Genomic DNA, 17,868 nt, shown 5'->3' with positions numbered 1-17,868 from the left:
ACTTGTCGGTTTCAACTCTATCCATAGCTCTATCACCGGGGACCGACTTTATCGTTCCGCACGCCGCCCCCGTAGGATGGCACTACCCACCAACCAACTAGGAATACTTGTGCGCACTTTTGTCTCGGCCGTAGCAGTACTCATTGGGCTTGTCCTGGCGGCGGTCGCCGTTCCGGCCATGTGGGTGGACCGGAACATCGTCCAGGAGGACGGCTTCGTGGCGTTCACCGCCCCGCTGGGCAAAGACCCTGTTTTTCAGCAGCGGCTTGCTTCGGCCGCCGTCGGCAGTCTCGGCGCGGAGCGGATCCCCGAAGCGCTGAGCGGGCTGGTCACGCCCATCCTGAAGAGTGCGGCCCAGTCCCTGACGAGCATGCCCGGCTACCCCGACGCCTGGACCGAAACCCTGCGCCGGAGCCACCGGCTGAATTTCGCCGACCCCGCGACACTCCCCGCCGGGGCCGGCGCTGCCACCTCGCTGACCCTGGACCTTGCGCCCCTCGTCGGCCTGGTGGCGAAGCAGGTGGCGGACGCGACCACCCTGCCGCTGGAGGCCCCCGACCAGCTGCTGATCACCATCGGTCAGCCCGAGCACCGGCAGATCCTTGAGCGGATGTCCGCCTACGCACCGATGGGCTACGCCGCGGCCGTCGGGGCGCTCATCGCCTTCGCCCTCGCCTTCGTCGCCGCCCGGCGCCGCTGGACTGTCCTGGCCGGCATCGGGATCGGGGCCCTCGTGCTGGCCGGCGCCTGGACACTGGCCGCCGGCACCGTCGGCGGTGCGGTGGCGCGAACCAGCAGCGGGAACGAAGTCGCGGAGATCTTCAAGAGCGAGTTCGTCTCGGCCGCCAGCTCAAGTTTCGCCCAGTGGACAATGGTGACCGCCGTAGCCGGCGGCGTCCTGCTTGCCGCCGGGCTCGTCCTGCGCTTCGTCGGCGGGCGGCCCAACACCGGTAGCATTGGGGGATGACCTCCACCGCTGTATCCATTCCGATGCCAACCGTTCCCCGCCGGCGGCGTTCGCCGGAGGATGTGCTGGCGGCTGCCGCCGTCTCCGGCCCGAAGAAGGTCCTGCTCGCCGCCCCGCGCGGCTACTGCGCCGGCGTCGACCGTGCGGTCATCGCGGTGGAAAAAGCCTTGGAGCATTACGGCCCGCCGGTCTACGTTCGCAAGCAGATCGTCCACAACGTGCATGTCGTCAGCTCGCTCGAGGAAAAGGGCGCGATCTTCGTTGACGAGACCGACGAGGTCCCCGAGGGCGCCCTGGTGATCTTCTCCGCCCACGGTGTCTCACCCGCCGTGGTGCAGTCTGCCGAGGACCGGGGGCTGCGGACCATCGATGCCACCTGCCCCCTCGTGACCAAGGTGCACAAAGAGGCTGTGCGCTTCGCGAAGGACGACTTCGACATCCTGCTGATCGGCCACGACGGCCACGAGGAAGTCGAGGGAACCGCCGGCGAAGCCCCCGAACACATCCAGATCATCAACGGCCCGCATGAGGTCGACAAGGTCACGGTCCGGGACCCGGAGAAGGTCATCTGGCTTTCCCAGACCACCCTCAGCGTCGACGAAACCATGGAAACGGTCCGGCTCCTCAAGGAACGCTTTCCGACCCTGCAGGATCCGCCCAGCGACGACATCTGCTACGCGACCACCAACCGGCAGGTCGCCATCAAGAAGATCTCCCCGCAGGCTGACCTGGTGATTGTGGTCGGATCGGCCAACTCGTCGAACTCGGTCCGGCTCGTGGAGGTGGCCCTGGAGTACGGCGCCAAGGCCTCCTACCGCGTGGACTTCGCCAATGAGGTGGACGAATCCTGGTTTGAGGGCGTGGCCACCGTCGGCGTGACCTCGGGCGCCTCAGTCCCGGAGGTCCTGGTCAAGGACGTCCTGCGCCTGCTCGCCGACTACGGCTACGGCTCGGTCGAGGAAGTCGTCACGGCGGAGGAGGACCTGCTCTTCTCGCTGCCGAAGGAACTCCGCGCCACGCTGAAGCAGGCCGGCGACGTGACCCGCGCCCTCGGCGGCCGCGGCTCACGCCCCGCACAGACCTCCTAGGCCGCGGACTCGCGGTCCTCGTCGGCGGCGTCGCCCGCGGGCCCGTCTGCCAGCCGGCTGCCGGACCCGATCGCCGTACCGTTCCCGGGCTGGAGTTCCGGGGCAGCCACGGACCGCGGTGTCACCTCTACAGCTGCGGGTGTGGTCAGCCCTGCCGCATCCAGGGCGTTGAGCTTCCGCGCGGTCGGCAGCACCCGGGCCTCCAGCGTTCCCACCATGGAGTTGTAGCGGTCAACGGACGTTTTGAGCGAGGCGCCGAGCTTGGTGACGTTCTCGCCGAGGGTTCCCATCCGCTCATAGAGCTGGTGGGCGAGCTCGAAAAGCTCCCGTGCGCTGTCCGTCAGCACGTCCTGGCGCCAGGTGAAGGCGACGGACTTCAGGACCGCCAGCAGGGTCGACGGGCTGGCCAGCACCACGTTCCTGGACAGGGCGTAGTCCAGCAGCGCCGGGTCCGCGGACAGTGCGGCCGCCAGAATCGACTCGGCCGGCAGGAAGCAGACCACAAGTTCCGGGGAGTTGCCCGGAATGTCCCAGTACTTCTTGCCGCTCAGTGCGTCCACGTGGGCCTTCAGGGCCTTGGCATGGGCCAGCAGGTGGGCCTGCTGGCCGCCCGGTGACTGCGCGTGCAGCTGCCCGCTGGCTGATGCGCCCAGCTCCTGCGCCGCCAGGTACGAGGAGAGCGGCACCTTGGCATCGACGACGAGCTGCTTCTGGCCCGGAAGCTGCACGACGAGGTCGGGCCGGACACTGGTGTCCGTCGCGGCGCCCTGCGTCTGCCCGCTGTGCACCTGCTCGTGGAAATCAACGTGGCGCAGCATCCCGGCCGCCTCGACCACGCGCCGCAGCTGGACCTCGCCCCACTGGCCGCGGGCGCTGTTGGACCGGAGCGCGGACTCCAGCGCATGCGTTGAACGCAGCAGCTGTTCGTCGGACAGCCGGGCTTCCTGCAGCTGCTGGGCCAGCTGGCCATACTGCTCCAGGCGGTCGCGCTCCAGCAGCGACACCTGCTGCTGGACCGCGGTGAGCTTTTCGGCCACCGGCGCCAGGGCACGCAGCACGCTGCCGTCCTGGTTCCGGGACTCGCCGAGTTCCCGGTTCTGGGCAGCCAGCAGCCGCCTCTCGGCGTCGGCCGCGGCGAACTGCGCGCTGACCTCCGAGAGCCGGCCCGACACGGCGTCGAAGTCCTGCTCCACCGCCTGGGTGCGGCGGCGGACCAGCAGGTAGACCACGGCGGCGCCGGCCACCGCGCCGACCAGAAGCATCAGAAGGGAAAGAATCAGTGCAAAAGCGTCCATGCCTTCACTTTGGCACGCCCCTGTGACAGTTTCCGGCCGACTCCCTGCTGGCGGTGAACCATGCGCCGGACGGGCCGTCGTGGAGGACCCCTGGCCACAGCAGGTAGAATTAGTACTCGTGGCTCTTACTATTGGCATCGTCGGACTGCCCAACGTCGGCAAATCAACTCTTTTCAACGCACTGACCCGCAACCAGGTGCTCGCGGCGAACTACCCGTTCGCTACGATCGAGCCGAACGTCGGCGTCGTCAGCCTTCCGGACCCGCGGCTTGCCAAGCTGGCCGCCGTCTTCGGATCCCAGCGGCTCCTGCCCGCACCGGTGTCCTTCGTGGACATCGCCGGGATCGTCAAGGGCGCGTCGGAGGGCGAAGGCCTGGGAAACAAGTTCCTCGCCAACATCCGTGAGGCCGAGGCCATCGTCCAGGTGGTCCGGGTGTTCGATGACCCCGACGTCATCCACGTCGACGGCAAGGTGGACCCCCGGTCGGACATGGAGACCATCAACACCGAGCTGATCCTGGCTGACCTCCAGACCATCGAAAACGCCATTCCCCGGATCGAAAAAGAAGTCAAGATCAAGAAGCGGGAAGCCGGCGAACTGGCCGCCATCAAGGCGGCCCAGACGGTGCTGGAACGCGGCGACACCATCTTCGCCTCGGTCAAGAGCGACAAACTGGAGATGGAGCACCTCAGGGAGCTCAGCCTCCTGACCGCCAAACCCTTCATCTACGTGTTCAACGCGGACGAGGGCATCCTGGGCAGCCCCGAGAAGCAGGAAGAACTTCGGAGCCTCGTTGCCCCCGCGGACGCCATCTTCCTCGACGCCAAGCTCGAATCAGACCTCGTTGAGCTGGACGAGGAAGAGGCCCGCGAAATGCTCGAAATGAACGGGCAGGACGAATCCGGACTCGACCAGCTGGCCCGCGTCGGCTTCCACACCCTCGGGCTGCAGACCTACCTGACGGCAGGACCCAAGGAAACCCGGGCCTGGACCATCCACCAGGGCGACACGGCCCCGCAGGCCGCCGGCGTGATCCACTCGGATTTCCAGCGCGGTTTCATCAAGGCCGAGGTCGTCTCCTTCGACGACCTCATCGAGGCCGGGTCCATGGCCGAGGCGAAGTCCCGCGGCAAGGTCCGCATCGAAGGCAAGGAATACGTCATGGCCGACGGCGACGTGGTGGAGTTCCGCTTCAACGTGTGACGGCATGATGATTTCATCAAGTAATTAAGGATTAACTCGAGAAGCCCCGATTCCAGAATCGGGGCTTTTCTGTGCCCCGAGACATTAGCGCGGAGCGACCGGCGCGTCAATACTCATTGCGGAATTCGGCCGGTGAAAATCCGTCGAATGTTGCAGCTCGGTAACGAACTTTACAGCTGGTCAACTTTCCGGGCCCATCGATCATTTTGGGGTTTACGCTACATCCCATGTGAGACGGGCCACACTGCCGCTGGGGGAGTGTGGACGTCTGCCGGTGCCTACGGGACCCGGTCTCAACCACACCACAGAAACAAGGAGGCGGAATGCGATTCGGTCGTATTTCCAAAGCAGTGGGCGTGGCAGCAGCAGCTGCTCTCGCCCTCAGCGCTTGCGCCGGCAACAGCGGCGGGACAACCCCGACGACTGCTGCGGCAGCTGGCAAAACAGGCGGATCGGCAACCGTAGTCGAGGTGAACGCCTTCAACACGTTCAACCCCAACACGGCCGACGGCAACACGGACATCAACTCGAAGATCAGCTACGCCACGCACTCTGGCTTCTTCTACATCGACAACAAGCTGAACGTCGTTCGCAACGAGAAGTTCGGCAAGATGGAGAAGTCCTCGGACGATCCGCTGACCGTCAAGTACACCATCAATGACGGTGTGAAGTGGTCAGACGGTACGCCGGTCACCACCGCCGACCTCCTGCTGCAGTGGGCCGCCTTCTCCGGCTACTACAACGACGCCGACGCCAAGGCAAAGACCGGAACGTCCTACTTCTCGTACGCCGGGGACCCCACCGGTCTCGCCCTGACGGATTTCCCGCAGCTCAGCGACGACGGCAAGTCCATGACGATCAAGTACTCCAAGCCTTTTGCCGACTGGGAAATCGCGCTTGGCGGACCCGGCATCGACATCCCGGCCCACGTGCTCGCCAAGAAGGCTGGCCTGACGGACGCCAAGGCATTCGTTGACCTCCTCAAGGGCATACCGCGCGGCGACAAGGCGGCTCCCAAGCCGGCCAACGCGCAGCTCCAGGCCATGTCCGCGCTGTGGAACACCGGCTTCGACACCAAGACCCTGCCGGCGGACCCGAGCCTGTACCTCTCCAACGGTCCCTACATCGTCAAGGGTGTCAACCAGGACCAGTCCCTGACCATGGTCAAGAACAAGGACTACAAGTGGGGTCCGGAAGCAAAGCTCGACGAAATCACCGTCCGCTACATCGGCGATTCCGCTGCCCAGGTCCAGGCGCTCAAGAACGGCGAGGCAGACATCATCGCTCCGCAGGCGTCCGCTGACACAGTGGAGCAGCTCAAGACCCTGGAAAGCCAGGGCGTCACGGTCGACGTGGGCAACCAGCTCTCCTACGACCACATCGACCTGAACTACAGCGGACCCTTCGCCGAGAAGAACGTCCGTGAGGCGTTCATGAAGTCCGTTCCGCGCAAGGACATCGTCGACAAGATCGTCAAGAAGCTTGACCCCAAGGCTGCGCCGCTGGACTCCCAGCTGTTCGTGCCGGACCAGGCCTCGTACGCCGACTCTGTCAAGAACAACGGATCCTCGGCGTACCAGGACGTTGACATCGAAGGCGCCAAGAAGCTCCTCAACGGTGCCACCCCCGAAGTCCGCATCATGTACAATAAGGACAACCCCAACCGTGTTGACGCCTACTCGCTGATCCGCGAATCCGCCACCAAGGCCGGTTTCAAGATCGTCGACGGCGGCCTCGGAAAGTCCGACTGGGGCAAGGCCCTCGGTGACGGCTCCTACGATGCCACCATCTTCGGCTGGATCAACTCGGGTGTCGGTGTCTCCGGCGTCCCGCAGATCTTCAAGACGGGCAACGATTCCAACTTCAACATGTTCAGCGATCCCGACGCGGACAAGCTGATGGACGAACTGATTGTCACCACGGACAAGACCAAGCAGAATGAACTCATCACCCAGATCGACAAGAAGATCTGGGCCTCCGCCTACGGCCTTCCGCTGTTCCAGGCAGTTGGTGTGGACGCGTACAGCGACCGCATCACCGGCGTGAAGTACATGCCGAACCAGACCGGTGTCTGGTGGAACTTCTGGGAGTGGGCTCAGAAGTAGCCGACCACCGCACGTAGCATTTGCCGGAAAGGCGTCGGGACCAGGGCACGAAGGGTCCCGACGCCTTTTTGGCGACACCCCCGATGCCTTGGCCCGCGCCGTACTATCTGCGGGAAAAGGCCAGAGTCTGCGACCGGTCCGGGCAATCCCTGGGCCCGAATACCGAGGTTCGATTCCAATGGTGACCTACATAGTCCGGCGGCTGATTACGGCCGCCCTCATTCTTCTCGGCGCTTCCTTCCTGGTGTATCTCCTGACAGCGGCCTCGGGGGATCCGCTCGAGGAGTACCGCGCCAGCAGTGCGCCCAACAAACAGCAGCTGATCGACGCGCGGACCGAACTCCTGCAGCTGGACATTCCCGCCCCGCTGCGGTATTTCAAATGGCTCGGCGGTGCGGCGCAATGCCTCATCCCCTTCGCCAACTCCTGCGATCTCGGCAAGAATATCGCCGGCCAGCCCATCACCGACGCCCTGGGGCACGCGCTGATCCAGACCCTGACACTGGTCACCGGCGCCACCATCCTGGCCATCCTGATCGGCATCACCCTGGGCATCGTCACCGCCCTGCGCCAGTACAGCACGCTGGACTACGGCGTGACGTTCATGGCGTTCCTGTTCTTTTCGCTGCCGATCTTCTGGGTCGCCGTCCTGCTCAAGGAATTCGGCGCGATCGGCTTCAATGACTTCCTCAGGAATCCCGAGGTGCCGATGGCCACCGCGCTGGCCATCGGCGCCCTGTCCGGCGTCATCACGGCGGTGGCCGCCGGCGGCGCCATGAAGCGCAGGCTGCTCACCGGCGGCGTGGCCTTCCTGTTCGTGAGCGCCGTGCTGATCTACTTCTCCGCCACTGAATGGTTCAAGAACCCCGGTCTCGGCCCCGTCGTCATCGCCATTGCGGGCGTCGGCATCGCGTTCGCCGTCACGCTGCTCTCGGCCGGCCTGAAAAACCGCAAGGCGCTGCAGTCCTCGCTGATCGCCGTCGGCGTCGGACTGGTGGTCTACTTCGTGATCCAGCCGCTGCTCGACGAGGCCACGTTCCTGATGATGGTGCTGCTCGCCGTGGCGGCCGTACTGGTAGGCCTGGCCATCGGATTCCTGATGGGAGGCTACGACCGCGGCCAGTCCATGCGTGCGGCGGCCCTGACTTCCTTCCTGGTGGGATTCCTCATCATGCTGGACCGCTACATGCAGGCGTGGCCGAGCTACTTCAACAACAGCCGGGTCCGCGGACGCCCCATCGCCACCATCGGCGCCAGCACCCCGAACATCGAAGGTGATTTCTGGATCCTGAGCCTGGACTCCTTTACGCACCTGATCCTCCCGACCCTGGCACTAATCCTCATTTCACTCGCCGGCTACACGCGGTTCACCCGCGCATCGATGCTGGAAATCATGAACATGGACTACATCCGGACGGCCCGGGCCAAGGGCCTCTCGGAACGCACCGTCGTCATGCGCCATGCCTTCCGGAATGCGCTGATTCCCATCGCCACCATTGTGGCGTTCGACATCGGCGGCCTGATCGGCGGCGCCGTCATCACCGAATCGGTGTTCTCCGTCCGGGGGATGGGCTTCCTGTTCCTGGACGGCATCCAGCACATCGACCCCAACCCCGTCATGGGTGTTTTCATCTGCGTGGCCATTACGGCCATGGTCTTCAACCTCATCGCGGACCTCGCGTACTCCGCACTTGATCCACGGGTAAGGGTAAAAGCATGAGCCAGCCAAGCCAGCAGGACGAAATCATGGCCGAAAGCGCGGGGGTGGACGGCCCGGACGTGGTCGGCATCGAACCCGTTCTTGAGGCCAAAGGCCTCAGTCAGGGCCAGATCGTACGCAAGCGGTTCCTCGGCCACTCCGGCGCGATCATCGGACTCGTGGTTTTCGCCATCATCTTCATCATGGCCTTCACTTCCGTCGGCTACGCGGGCATCCCCGGCTGGTGGAAGTACAGCCATGAGGACGTCTCCCCGCTGATCAACGACGGCGCCCCGACCGCCTCGATCTTCCCGCCGGCCTGGGGGGAACACCCGTTCGGCCAGGACCGGATCGGCCGCGACCTCTTCGCCATGACCATGCGCGGGGCCCAGCAGTCGATCACCATCATGATCGTGATCGGCCTCATTGCCGGCCTGATCGGGGTCATCGTCGGTGCCCTGTCCGGCTATTTCCGCGGCTGGACCGAGGCCGTCCTGATGCGCCTCACCGACGTCATCATCATCATCCCCGCCCTGCTGCTGGCAGCCGTGATGGCACAGCTGGCCGGACGGCGGGACTCGGGCAGCTGGTTCGCCTCCTTCGCCAGTAACAACGGCGTCCTCGCCATCGGGATCTTCCTGGGCCTGATCAGCTGGGTGGGACTGGCACGCCTGATGCGCGGTGAATTCCTGTCGCTGCGTGAACGTGAGTTCGTCGACGCGGCAAGGATCTCCGGGGCCAGCAACGCACGCATCATCTTCAAGCACATCCTGCCCAATGCCGTCGGCGTGCTCATCGTCAACGTCACCCTGACCATGTCGGCCGCCATTCTGACCGAGACGGCCCTGAGTTACCTCGGCGTCGGCGTCAAGGCGCCGGACACCTCGCTGGGGCTGCTCATCTCGCAGAACCAGGCGGCCTTTGCGACCCGGCCGTGGCTCTTCTGGTTCCCGGGTCTGTTCATTGTGCTGATCTGCCTGAGCATCAACTTCATCGGCGATGGCCTGCGGGACGCGTTCGACCCGCGCCAGAAGAAGTTCAACGCCAAGAAGGCCGCGGAAATCGAAGTGGATCCGGCTCCGGTCACGGCGTTCGACGAACTCAAGGGCAAGTAGATGACGGTCCGGTTTCGAGCCGGGCAGCCGGGCGGCCGGCTACTGGCCGGCAACGGCCCAGTAGCTGGCCGCCAGAAGCAGCACGTCGGCGATCATTGCCTTCCAGCGGTAAGTCACCCTCGCAGGGGTGACGGCGGCGTCGCCGGCCGCCAGCTGGCCGCTTTCGGCCAGCTCATCCCAGCGCTCCCGCACCAGCCGGGCCGCCTGGCCGGAGTCCGTGGATTTGAGATCCCCAGGCCGCACGGACCGGGCCGGGCCGTAGGTTGTGGCCGGAAGCCCCTGGAGGTCCTCCGGCCGGGCGTTGCGGCCGCCCCAGATCCCGGGCGCCGGGGCGGCCCACGACGTGTAGCTCTTCCCCGCCGTGACCAGGGTCAGGGCGAAACGCGTGTCGACGTGCACCAGAGCCGCCCATGGAACCGTGATGGAGCGCAACGGGTTCTCCAGGCTGATCCCGGCGTCAGAGACCACGACGGCGGGGAGCCAGAACAGCTGCCAGCCGAGGAACGCGATCAGCACCAGCGGAGCGATGCCGGCCAGGGCACCGGGGCCGGCGGAGGCCGCCATGGCCACGATGCCGACACCGGCCACCGCCCAGGACAGCCACGCGAACCATTTGTTCGTTCTGGCTTGGAAGATTTCAACTTTACCGGCGTGCGGCGCGGAGCTCATGCCCCCAATAATTCAGTATTCCGAGCCACAGCACTAATCCCCGGTGCACCTGCGGCCCGGACGGAAGGAAGACCCCATCATGACTGACTTCATCGCCCTCGACCCGGCCGTTACCCCGGCGCCTGAGCGGGAGGAACCCGTACTCGAAGTCCGCAACCTGAGCGTTGACTTCGGTGTGGACAAGAAATGGGTCCCCGCAGCGATCGGCCTGAACTACGAGGTGCGCGCCGGTGAAGTGCTCGCGATCGTGGGGGAGTCCGGCTCGGGCAAAAGCGCCAGCTCGATGGCCCTGCTCGGACTGCTGCCCAGTAACAGCCGCGTGACGGGAAGCGTCAAACTCGCCGGCCAGGAGCTGCTCGGAACGAACGAGGCCAACATCCGGGCGGTCCGTGGCAAGGAAGTGGCCGTGATCTTCCAGGAGCCTATGACGGCCCTGAACCCGGTCTACACCGTGGGCGCCCAGATCGTGGAGACCGTCCGGCTGCACAGCGAGGTTTCTCCGGACGAGGCACGGCTGCGCGCCCTGCGGATGCTCGAGCTCGTGGAGCTGCCGGATCCGGAGAAGGCCTTCCGGTCCTACCCCCACCAGCTCTCCGGCGGCCAGCGGCAGCGCGCGATGATCGCCCAGTCCCTGTCTTGCGACCCCAAGCTGCTGATCGCCGACGAACCCACCACAGCCCTGGATGTGACGGTCCAGGCGGAAATCCTGGACCTCATGCGCAACCTGCGGAACAAGCTGGACAGCGCCATCGTCCTGATCACCCACGACATGGGCGTCGTGGCTGACCTGGCTGACCGGATCGCCGTGATGCGCCGTGGCGTGATCGTGGAAACCGGCACGGCGGCCGAGATCTTCCACAACCCGCAGCATGAGTACACCAAGGCCCTGCTCGCTGCCGTTCCGCACCTTGGCCAAGGCGGCGCGGACTCGTCCGGGGAAGTGGACGTGACCGCCGCCCTTGCCGCCGCGACCAAGGCCGAGCTCTCCTCGATCCCGGAAGATCAGCTCCTCCGGCGCGAACGGGAGAACGCCGAGGCCCTGGCCGCAGCCGAGGCCGCGAAGCCGCAGGGCGAGCCTGTGCTGGAACTGACGGACGTGGCGATCGAGTACCCCAAACAGGGCCGCGTTCCCGCGTTCCGCGCCGTGGAGGGCGCCAACCTGGTCATCTATCCGGGAGAGGTCGTCGGGCTGGTGGGGGAGTCAGGTTCGGGCAAGACCACGATCGGCCGTGCCGCCGTCGGTCTGCTGCCGGTCGCGGCCGGCAGCATGAAGGTCGTCGGCCAGGACATCTCGGCCGCCAAGCGCAACGGCCGGCAGCTTCACGAGATGCGCCGGCACGTGGGCATGGTGTTCCAGGACCCCTCGTCGTCGCTGAACCCGAGGCTCCCGATCGGCGAGAGCATCGGGGAGCCGATGTTCCTCGCCGGGGTGGCGAAAGGTGTGGAGCTGCAGAAGCGGATCGAGGAGCTGCTGGACCAGGTGGAGCTCCCGCGGAATTACCGCAACCGCTACCCGCACGAACTCTCCGGCGGGCAGAAGCAGCGCGTCGGCATCGCGCGGGCGCTCTCGCTCAAGCCGAAACTGATGGTCGCCGACGAGCCCACCTCGGCCCTGGATGTCTCCGTGCAGGCCAAGGTGCTCGACCTCTTCCAGAACCTGCAGAAGGAACTCGGGTTTGCCTGCCTGTTTGTCACCCACGACCTCGCCGTCGTGGACGTGCTGGCGGACCGGATCTGCGTGATGCAGCGCGGCCGCATCGTCGAGCAGGGCACCCGGGACCAGATCCTGCGCAACCCGCAGGAACCCTATACCCAGCGCCTCCTGGCCGCTGTGCCGCTGCCCGATCCGGAAAAACAGCGGGAGCGCCGCGAGTTGCGCGCCCAATTGCTGGAGGCCGGAACGAGTTAACCGCCCCTAACCAGGTTGCCACGGCAGCGAATATTACCAGCCGGTATCGTGTGACGTGAAATACATCGCACTTGACTCCATCGGTCACGCTTTTGTCGGGTCACGGTTTGGCAACAGGGTTCCAGCATTTGGACATTCTCGGGTTAGGCTACTCGTATATGTAGGCCACGTCACAGGGGATATCTCTGTGCCTGCCTGCGGGGAAGCATAAGTCTTTCCCTCACGAACTCCCACAACTCATAGGAGGCGGAATGCGTTTTTCGCGCACTTCCAAAGCACTGGGCCTGGCGGCTATCGCCGCTCTCGCCCTGTCCGGATGCGGCGCCGGTGGCACTGCCGCCGGAAGCGGCACCACCGGTGGCGACACCAGCAAAGTCATCCTGGTCGACGGCTCTGAACCCCAGCGTCCGCTGATGCCGGCAGACACCAACGAAGTTGGTGGCGGCAAAATCATGCAGATGATGTTCTCGGGCCTCGTCAGCTACGACCCGAACGGCAAGCCCGTCAATGAACTCGCCGAGTCCATTGAAGGCAAGGACGGCCAGAACTTCACGATCAAAATCAAGAAGGACCAGAAGTTCACCAACGGCGAGGTCATCACGGCCAAGACGTTCGTCGACTCCTGGAACTTCGGTGCAGCGGCGAAGAATGCCCAGCTCAGCGGCAGCTTCTTCGAAAGCATCAAGGGCTACGACGAAGCCAGCGCAGAAGGCTCGACCGTCGACACCATGTCCGGCCTGAAGGTCGTTGACGACCAGACGTTCACCGTGGAACTGAAGCAGCCCGAGTCCGACTGGCCGCTGCGCCTCGGCTACACCGCATTTGTCCCGGTTCCCTCCGGTGCACTGGCGGACCCCAAGGGCTTCGGCGAGAAGCCGGTTGGCAACGGACCGTACAAGATGGCGGACGGCGGCTGGCAGCACAACGTGCAGATCCAGCTCGTTCCGAACCCGGAGTACAACGGCGCCCGCAAGGCCAAGAACGCCGGCGTGACCTTCAAGATCTTCCAGAACGACGACGCAGCGTACCAGGATCTGCTGTCCAACAACCTGGACGTGCTCCAGACGATCCCCACCAGCGCCCTGAAGAACTTCAAGTCCGACCTCGGCGACCGCACCATCAACAAGCCGTATGCCGGCAACCAGACGATCGCCATCCCGGAATACCTGCCGGAATGGTCCGGTGAGGCCGGCAAGCTGCGCCGCCAGGCCCTCTCCATGGCCATCAACCGCGACGAGATCACCAAGGTGATTTTCAGCGGCGCCCGCCAGCCGGCCAAGGATTTCACGGCCCCCGTGCTTGACGGCTACAGCGACTCGATCCCCGGATCCGAGAACCTGAAGTTCGACGCCACCAAGGCAAAGGAGGCCTGGGCCAAGGCCGACGCCATCCAGAAGTGGGACTCCAACGAGACGTTCACCATTGCCTACAACGCCGACAAGGGCGGACACAAGGCATGGGTCGAAGCTGTCGTCAACCAGCTCAAGAACACCCTTGGCATCAAGGTTGAAGGCAAGCCCTACGCAACCTTCAAGGAAGCCCGCAACGACGCCACCGCCAAGACGCTGACCGGTTCCATCCGCGCCGGCTGGCAGGCAGACTACCCGTCGCTGTACAACTTCCTCGGCCCGATCTACAAGACCGGTGCCGGCTCCAACGATGCCAAGTACGCGAACCCGGAGTTCGACAAGGCCGTCTCCGACGGTCTGAACGCCTCGACCGTGGCTGATGGCAACAAGGCCATGAACAAGGCCCAGGAGATCCTGCTCCAGGACCTGCCGGCCATCCCCCTGTGGTACCAGGTCGCCCAGGGCGGCTGGAGCGACAAGGTCACCAACGTTGACTACGGCTGGGACGGCGTCCCGCTGTACTACAACATCACCGGCAAGTAATCACATAACGACGGCGGGGGCTGCCCAGACTGGGGCCTCCGCCGTCGTTGTGTTTTCCCTGCATTTTTTGACGGCCCGGCTCTTCGGGCGAACTTTTCGTCGGCCGCCCGCCGTGAGTGAACCGGCGCCGGCCTGCATCCATAGTGAAAAGGTTCTTTGATGAACAACTCCACCGCATCCCTGGACAGGATGGCCGCTTCCGGGGGTGTCGTCCGCTCATGACGACCTATATCCTCAAGCGATTCCTCCAGCTGATTCCCGTATTCCTGGGCGCAACCCTGCTCGTCTACTTTCTGGTCTTCAGCCTCCCCGGCGACCCCATCGTGGCGCTCTTCGGCGACAAGCCCGTCAACGAAGCCGTGGCGTCCCAGCTCCGGGCCCAGTACCACCTCGACCAGCCGTTCTGGGTCCAGTACCTGCTCTACCTGAAGAGCATCTTCACCTTTGACCTCGGCCAGGACTTCTCGGGCCGCCCGATCGCCGCCGTGCTCGGCGAGGTCTTCCCCGTCACGGCCCGGCTCGCGATCATGGCCCTGATCTTTGAAGCCTTCTTCGGCATCCTCTTCGGCCTCATCGCCGGTCTGCGCAAGGGCAAGCTGTTCGACGCGACGGTCCTCGTGGCATCGCTGATCGTCATCGGCATCCCGATCTTCGTGCTCGGGTTCCTGCTGCAGTACTTCATCGGCGTCCAGCTCGGCTGGGCCAAACCCACCGTCAGCTCGGCCGCGACCGTCCAGGACCTCATCCTGCCGGCAATCGTCCTGGGCCTGGGCTCCTTCGCCTATGTCCTCCGGCTGACCCGGACCAGCGTGCTTGAGAACATGAGCGCCGACTACGTGCGCACCGCCTCGGCCAAGGGCCTGTCCCGTTTCAAGGTCGTCCGCGTGCACATTCTGCGTAACTCCCTGATCCCCGTCATCACGTTCCTCGGCGCGGACCTGGGTGCCCTGATGGGCGGCGCGATCGTCACCGAAGGCATCTTCAACATTCCTGGGGTCGGCAACCGGCTCTACCGGGCCGTCCTGTCAGGGGAGGGTCCGACGGTGGTCTCGATCGTCACCGTCCTGGTGCTGATCTACTGCCTTTCCAACCTGCTCGTTGACCTGCTGTACGCCTGGCTCGACCCGAGGATCCGCTATGACTCCTGATGAGAACACTTCAAAGCACGGCGCCGCCGCTCTCGTGGAGCGCCACCATGAGCATTTTGTTGCAGACCTCGCCGAGACGCCCCTCCAGGCGACCGACCGCGTCAAGGAGGACAAAGCGCCCCTGAGCCTTTGGGGCGAGGCCTGGCGGAACCTGCGCAAACAGCCGCTGTTCCTGATATCGGCTGTCCTGATCCTCGCAGTGGCGGCAGTGTCGCTGTTCCCGGGGCTGTTCTCCGGGATCGATCCCACTTCCGAGGCTTGCCAGCTGGCGAACTCGGACGCGGGACCCGCCGACGGCCATCCGCTCGGATTCACCCAGCAGGGCTGCGACGTCTATGCGCGCGTTATCTTCGGGACACGTTCCTCGGTGACGGTGGGGCTGTTCACCACCCTCGGCGTACTGCTCATCGGCGGCGTCATGGGTGCCGTGGCCGGCTATTACGGCGGCTGGGTGGACGCCGTTCTGGCCCGCATCAACGACATTTTCTTTGCGCTGCCGCTGATTCTGGGCGCCATTGTGCTCATGCAGCTGCCGATGTTCCGCGCCAACCGGACGGTCTGGACCCTGGTGGTGATCCTGGTGACCTTCGGCTGGCCGCAGATCGCCCGCATTACACGCGGGGCCGTGATCGAGGTCCGCAATGCCGACTTCGTCACCGCCGCCCGGTCCCTGGGTGTCTCCAAGTTCGGCGCCCTCATGCGCCACGTCATGCCGAACTCGCTGGCTCCGATCATCGTCGTCGCCACGATTTCGCTTGGCACGTTCATCGTGGCCGAGTCCACGCTGTCCTTCCTCGGCATCGGGCTGCCGCCCAGCGTGATGTCGTGGGGCAACGACATCCAGGCAGCGCAGGCCTCGCTCCGGTCCAACCCGATGCCGCTGCTCTACCCGGCCATCGCGCTGTCCATCACCGTCCTGAGTTTCATCATGCTGGGCGACGCCCTGCGTGATGCCCTCGATCCCAAAGCGCGCAAGCGATGAAAGGGGACACCTTGAACGCCTCTGTTGAAATCCAGGAAGCTGACGTCCAGGAAGCGGGCTTTGCCGCTGTGCGCCCGCTGCTTGAAATCAAGGACCTGGCGATCACCTTCGCCACCAGCAACGGCGACGTCCAGGCCGTGCGGAACGCGCACCTGACCATCATGCCGGGCGAGACGGTGGCCATCGTGGGCGAGTCCGGTTCGGGCAAGTCGACGACGGCGCTGGCCGCCATCGGGCTGCTTCCGGGCAACGGCCGCGTCTCGGCCGGCCAGATCCTGTTTGACGGCGAAGACATCGCCAACGCCGGGGAGAAGCGGATGATCGAACTCCGCGGCAACAGCATCGGCATGGTCCCGCAGGACCCGATGTCCAACCTGAACCCGGTGTGGAAGATTGGCGAGCAGGTCCGCGAGACACTGAAGGCCAACGGGCTTCCCAGCGGCCAGGACGACGTCGCCACGGTCCTGTCCCAGGCAGGGCTGCCCGACGCCGCGCGGCGGGCCAAACAGTACCCGCATGAGTTCTCCGGCGGCATGCGCCAGCGTGCGCTGATCGCCATCGGGCTGTCCTGCCAGCCGCGCCTGCTGATCGCCGATGAGCCGACGTCGGCCCTGGACGTCACCGTTCAGCGGCAGATCCTCGACCACCTGGACAAGATGACCACCGAGCTCGGCACAGCCGTGCTGCTCATCACCCACGACCTCGGCCTGGCCGCCGAGCGCGCGGACAAGGTCGTCGTCATGTACCGCGGGCAGGTGGTGGAATCGGGGCCGTCCCTGGAGCTGCTGCAGAACCCGCAGCACCCCTACACCCAGCGCCTGGTGGCCTCGGCGCCGTCGCTGGCATCCCGACGCATCCAGGTCGCCAAGGAACTGGGCGTCGAATCGGATGAGCTGCTGGCCCCCGGTGATGCCACAGCCGCCGGACCGGCGGTGGCTGAAGACGTGCTGCAGATCCAGAACCTGAGCAAGGTCTTCAAGCTGCGCTCCGGGTTCGGCAAGTCGACGGACTTCAGCGCCGTCGACGACGTCTCCTTCAGCGTCAAGCGGGGGACGACGACGGCGATCGTGGGGGAGTCGGGGTCCGGCAAGTCCACGGTGGCACAGATGGTCCTCAACCTCCTGACGCCCACCTCCGGCAAGATCGTCTTCGACGGCGTTGACACCTCCACGCTGAACAGCAAGGAAATCTTCGCTTTCCGCCGCCGGGTGCAGCCGATCTTCCAGGACCCCTACGGTTCCCTGGATCCGATGTACAACATCTTTCGGACCATCGAGGAGCCGCTGCGGACCCATAAGATCGGGGACAAAGCCAGCCGCGAGAAGAAGGTCCGCGAACTGCTGGACCAGGTGTCGCTGCCGCAGTCCACCATGCAGCGGTACCCGAACGAGCTCTCCGGCGGCCAGCGCCAGCGCGTCGCGATCGCGCGGGCCCTGGCCCTGGATCCCGAGGTGATCATCTGCGATGAGGCCGTGTCCGCCCTGGACGTCCTGGTGCAGGCGCAGGTGCTGAACCTGCTCGCGGAACTGCAGTCCCGGCTGGGCCTGACCTACCTGTTCATCACCCACGACCTCGCGGTGGTCCGGCAAATCGCCGACCACGTGTGCGTCATGGAGAAGGGCAAACTGGTGGAAACGGGTTCCACCGACGACGTCTTCGACGCGCCGCAGCAGGAGTACACCAAGGCGCTGCTCAACGCGATCCCGGGTGCGCGCCTGATGCTGCCCCCGGAAGTTGCCTGAGCCGTCTGGACTGAACTACAAAGACACCGGAGCCGGTGTCCGCCCCTCGGGGC

Annotated in this window: 13 protein-coding genes; 11 read left to right on the top strand and 2 right to left on the bottom strand. The window is 65.1% G+C overall.

The window, feature by feature from the left end; genetic code table 11:
- Nucleotides 1-109: 109 nt before the first annotated feature.
- Both QCD75_RS01200 and QCD75_RS01195 read left to right on the top strand, forming a co-directional pair.
- Nucleotides 110-967 (top strand): hypothetical protein, encoded by an 858-nt coding sequence (locus QCD75_RS01200; RefSeq protein WP_301224887.1) that lies wholly within the window; start codon nt 110-112, stop codon nt 965-967.
- Entirely contained in the window at nt 964-2,055 is a 1,092-nt protein-coding gene (locus QCD75_RS01195) for a 4-hydroxy-3-methylbut-2-enyl diphosphate reductase (protein WP_301224885.1), read from the top strand. The genes QCD75_RS01200 and QCD75_RS01195 overlap by 4 nt, the downstream gene beginning before the upstream one ends.
- Here the strand turns inward: QCD75_RS01195 and QCD75_RS01190 are convergent.
- Complete coding sequence (locus QCD75_RS01190) at nt 2,052-3,350, bottom strand: DNA recombination protein RmuC (protein WP_301224883.1); 1,299 nt, start codon at nt 3,348-3,350, stop codon at nt 2,052-2,054. The two genes, QCD75_RS01195 and QCD75_RS01190, sit on opposite strands and share 4 nt — an antisense overlap.
- A 118-nt stretch (nt 3,351-3,468) precedes the next feature.
- On the opposite strand from QCD75_RS01190, the gene ychF reads away from it, so the two are divergent.
- The 4 genes from ychF (at nt 3,469) to QCD75_RS01170 (ending at nt 9,473) form a co-directional block, all read left to right on the top strand.
- Entirely contained in the window at nt 3,469-4,554 is a 1,086-nt protein-coding gene (gene ychF / locus QCD75_RS01185; protein ID WP_301224881.1) for a redox-regulated ATPase YchF, read from the top strand.
- A 323-nt stretch (nt 4,555-4,877) separates the two neighbouring features.
- Nucleotides 4,878-6,659, top strand: coding sequence for an ABC transporter family substrate-binding protein (locus tag QCD75_RS01180; protein ID WP_301224879.1), 1,782 nt, complete (start codon nt 4,878-4,880; stop codon nt 6,657-6,659).
- Between the two features lie 178 nt (nt 6,660-6,837).
- Entirely contained in the window at nt 6,838-8,379 is a 1,542-nt protein-coding gene (locus tag QCD75_RS01175; RefSeq protein ID WP_301224877.1) for an ABC transporter permease, read from the top strand.
- A gap of 26 nt (nt 8,380-8,405) precedes the next feature.
- On the top strand, nt 8,406-9,473 hold the full coding sequence (locus QCD75_RS01170; RefSeq protein WP_441005424.1) for an ABC transporter permease: 1,068 nt from the start codon (nt 8,406-8,408) through the stop codon (nt 9,471-9,473).
- 39 nt (nt 9,474-9,512) lie between these two features.
- Here the strand turns inward: QCD75_RS01170 and QCD75_RS01165 are convergent, their stop codons facing one another.
- A complete protein-coding gene (locus tag QCD75_RS01165; protein ID WP_301224873.1) occupies nt 9,513-10,142 on the bottom strand; it encodes a PH domain-containing protein in 630 nt (209 codons plus the stop codon).
- A 79-nt stretch (nt 10,143-10,221) separates the two neighbouring features.
- Between QCD75_RS01165 and QCD75_RS01160 the strand changes: the two genes are divergently transcribed.
- The 5 genes from QCD75_RS01160 to QCD75_RS01140 all read left to right on the top strand — a co-directional run bounded on the left by QCD75_RS01160 (nt 10,222) and on the right by QCD75_RS01140 (nt 17,815).
- Entirely contained in the window at nt 10,222-12,051 is a 1,830-nt protein-coding gene (locus tag QCD75_RS01160; protein ID WP_301224871.1) for an ABC transporter ATP-binding protein, read from the top strand.
- 251 nt (nt 12,052-12,302) lie between these two features.
- A complete protein-coding gene (locus tag QCD75_RS01155) occupies nt 12,303-13,943 on the top strand; it encodes a peptide ABC transporter substrate-binding protein (RefSeq protein WP_226762018.1) in 1,641 nt (546 codons plus the stop codon).
- 218 nt (nt 13,944-14,161) lie between these two features.
- Nucleotides 14,162-15,091 carry an ABC transporter permease gene (locus QCD75_RS01150; protein ID WP_226762017.1) on the top strand — a complete coding sequence of 310 codons (930 nt, stop codon included), beginning with the start codon at nt 14,162-14,164 and terminating at the stop codon, nt 15,089-15,091.
- On the top strand, nt 15,081-16,073 hold the full coding sequence (locus QCD75_RS01145) for an ABC transporter permease (RefSeq protein ID WP_301224864.1): 993 nt from the start codon (nt 15,081-15,083) through the stop codon (nt 16,071-16,073). The genes QCD75_RS01150 and QCD75_RS01145 overlap by 11 nt, the downstream gene beginning before the upstream one ends.
- Complete coding sequence (locus QCD75_RS01140) at nt 16,070-17,815, top strand: ABC transporter ATP-binding protein (protein ID WP_301224862.1); 1,746 nt, start codon at nt 16,070-16,072, stop codon at nt 17,813-17,815. Before QCD75_RS01145 ends, QCD75_RS01140 begins: the two co-directional genes overlap by 4 nt.
- Nucleotides 17,816-17,868: the final 53 nt, after the last annotated feature.

The sequence above is a fragment of the Arthrobacter sp. PsM3 genome, assembly GCF_030433895.1.
Classification (GTDB): Bacteria; Actinomycetota; Actinomycetes; order Actinomycetales; family Micrococcaceae; genus Arthrobacter.
The sequence above is the reverse complement of the archived record's forward strand: the minus strand, read 5'-3'. Positions and strand labels throughout refer to the sequence as shown.

Coding starts and splice junctions, on each gene's coding strand:
- QCD75_RS01165 (WP_301224873.1), bottom strand. CDS start 10,142: ATGAGCTCCGCGCCGCACGCCGGTAAAGTTGAAATCTTCCAAGCCAGA.
- QCD75_RS01160 (WP_301224871.1), top strand. CDS start 10,222: ATGACTGACTTCATCGCCCTCGACCCGGCCGTTACCCCGGCGCCTGAG.
- QCD75_RS01195 (WP_301224885.1), top strand. CDS start 964: ATGACCTCCACCGCTGTATCCATTCCGATGCCAACCGTTCCCCGCCGG.
- QCD75_RS01140 (WP_301224862.1), top strand. CDS start 16,070: ATGAAAGGGGACACCTTGAACGCCTCTGTTGAAATCCAGGAAGCTGAC.
- QCD75_RS01145 (WP_301224864.1), top strand. CDS start 15,081: ATGACTCCTGATGAGAACACTTCAAAGCACGGCGCCGCCGCTCTCGTG.
- QCD75_RS01155 (WP_226762018.1), top strand. CDS start 12,303: ATGCGTTTTTCGCGCACTTCCAAAGCACTGGGCCTGGCGGCTATCGCC.
- QCD75_RS01180 (WP_301224879.1), top strand. CDS start 4,878: ATGCGATTCGGTCGTATTTCCAAAGCAGTGGGCGTGGCAGCAGCAGCT.
- QCD75_RS01170 (WP_441005424.1), top strand. CDS start 8,406: ATGGCCGAAAGCGCGGGGGTGGACGGCCCGGACGTGGTCGGCATCGAA.
- QCD75_RS01150 (WP_226762017.1), top strand. CDS start 14,162: ATGACGACCTATATCCTCAAGCGATTCCTCCAGCTGATTCCCGTATTC.
- QCD75_RS01175 (WP_301224877.1), top strand. CDS start 6,838: ATGGTGACCTACATAGTCCGGCGGCTGATTACGGCCGCCCTCATTCTT.
- QCD75_RS01190 (WP_301224883.1), bottom strand. CDS start 3,350: ATGGACGCTTTTGCACTGATTCTTTCCCTTCTGATGCTTCTGGTCGGC.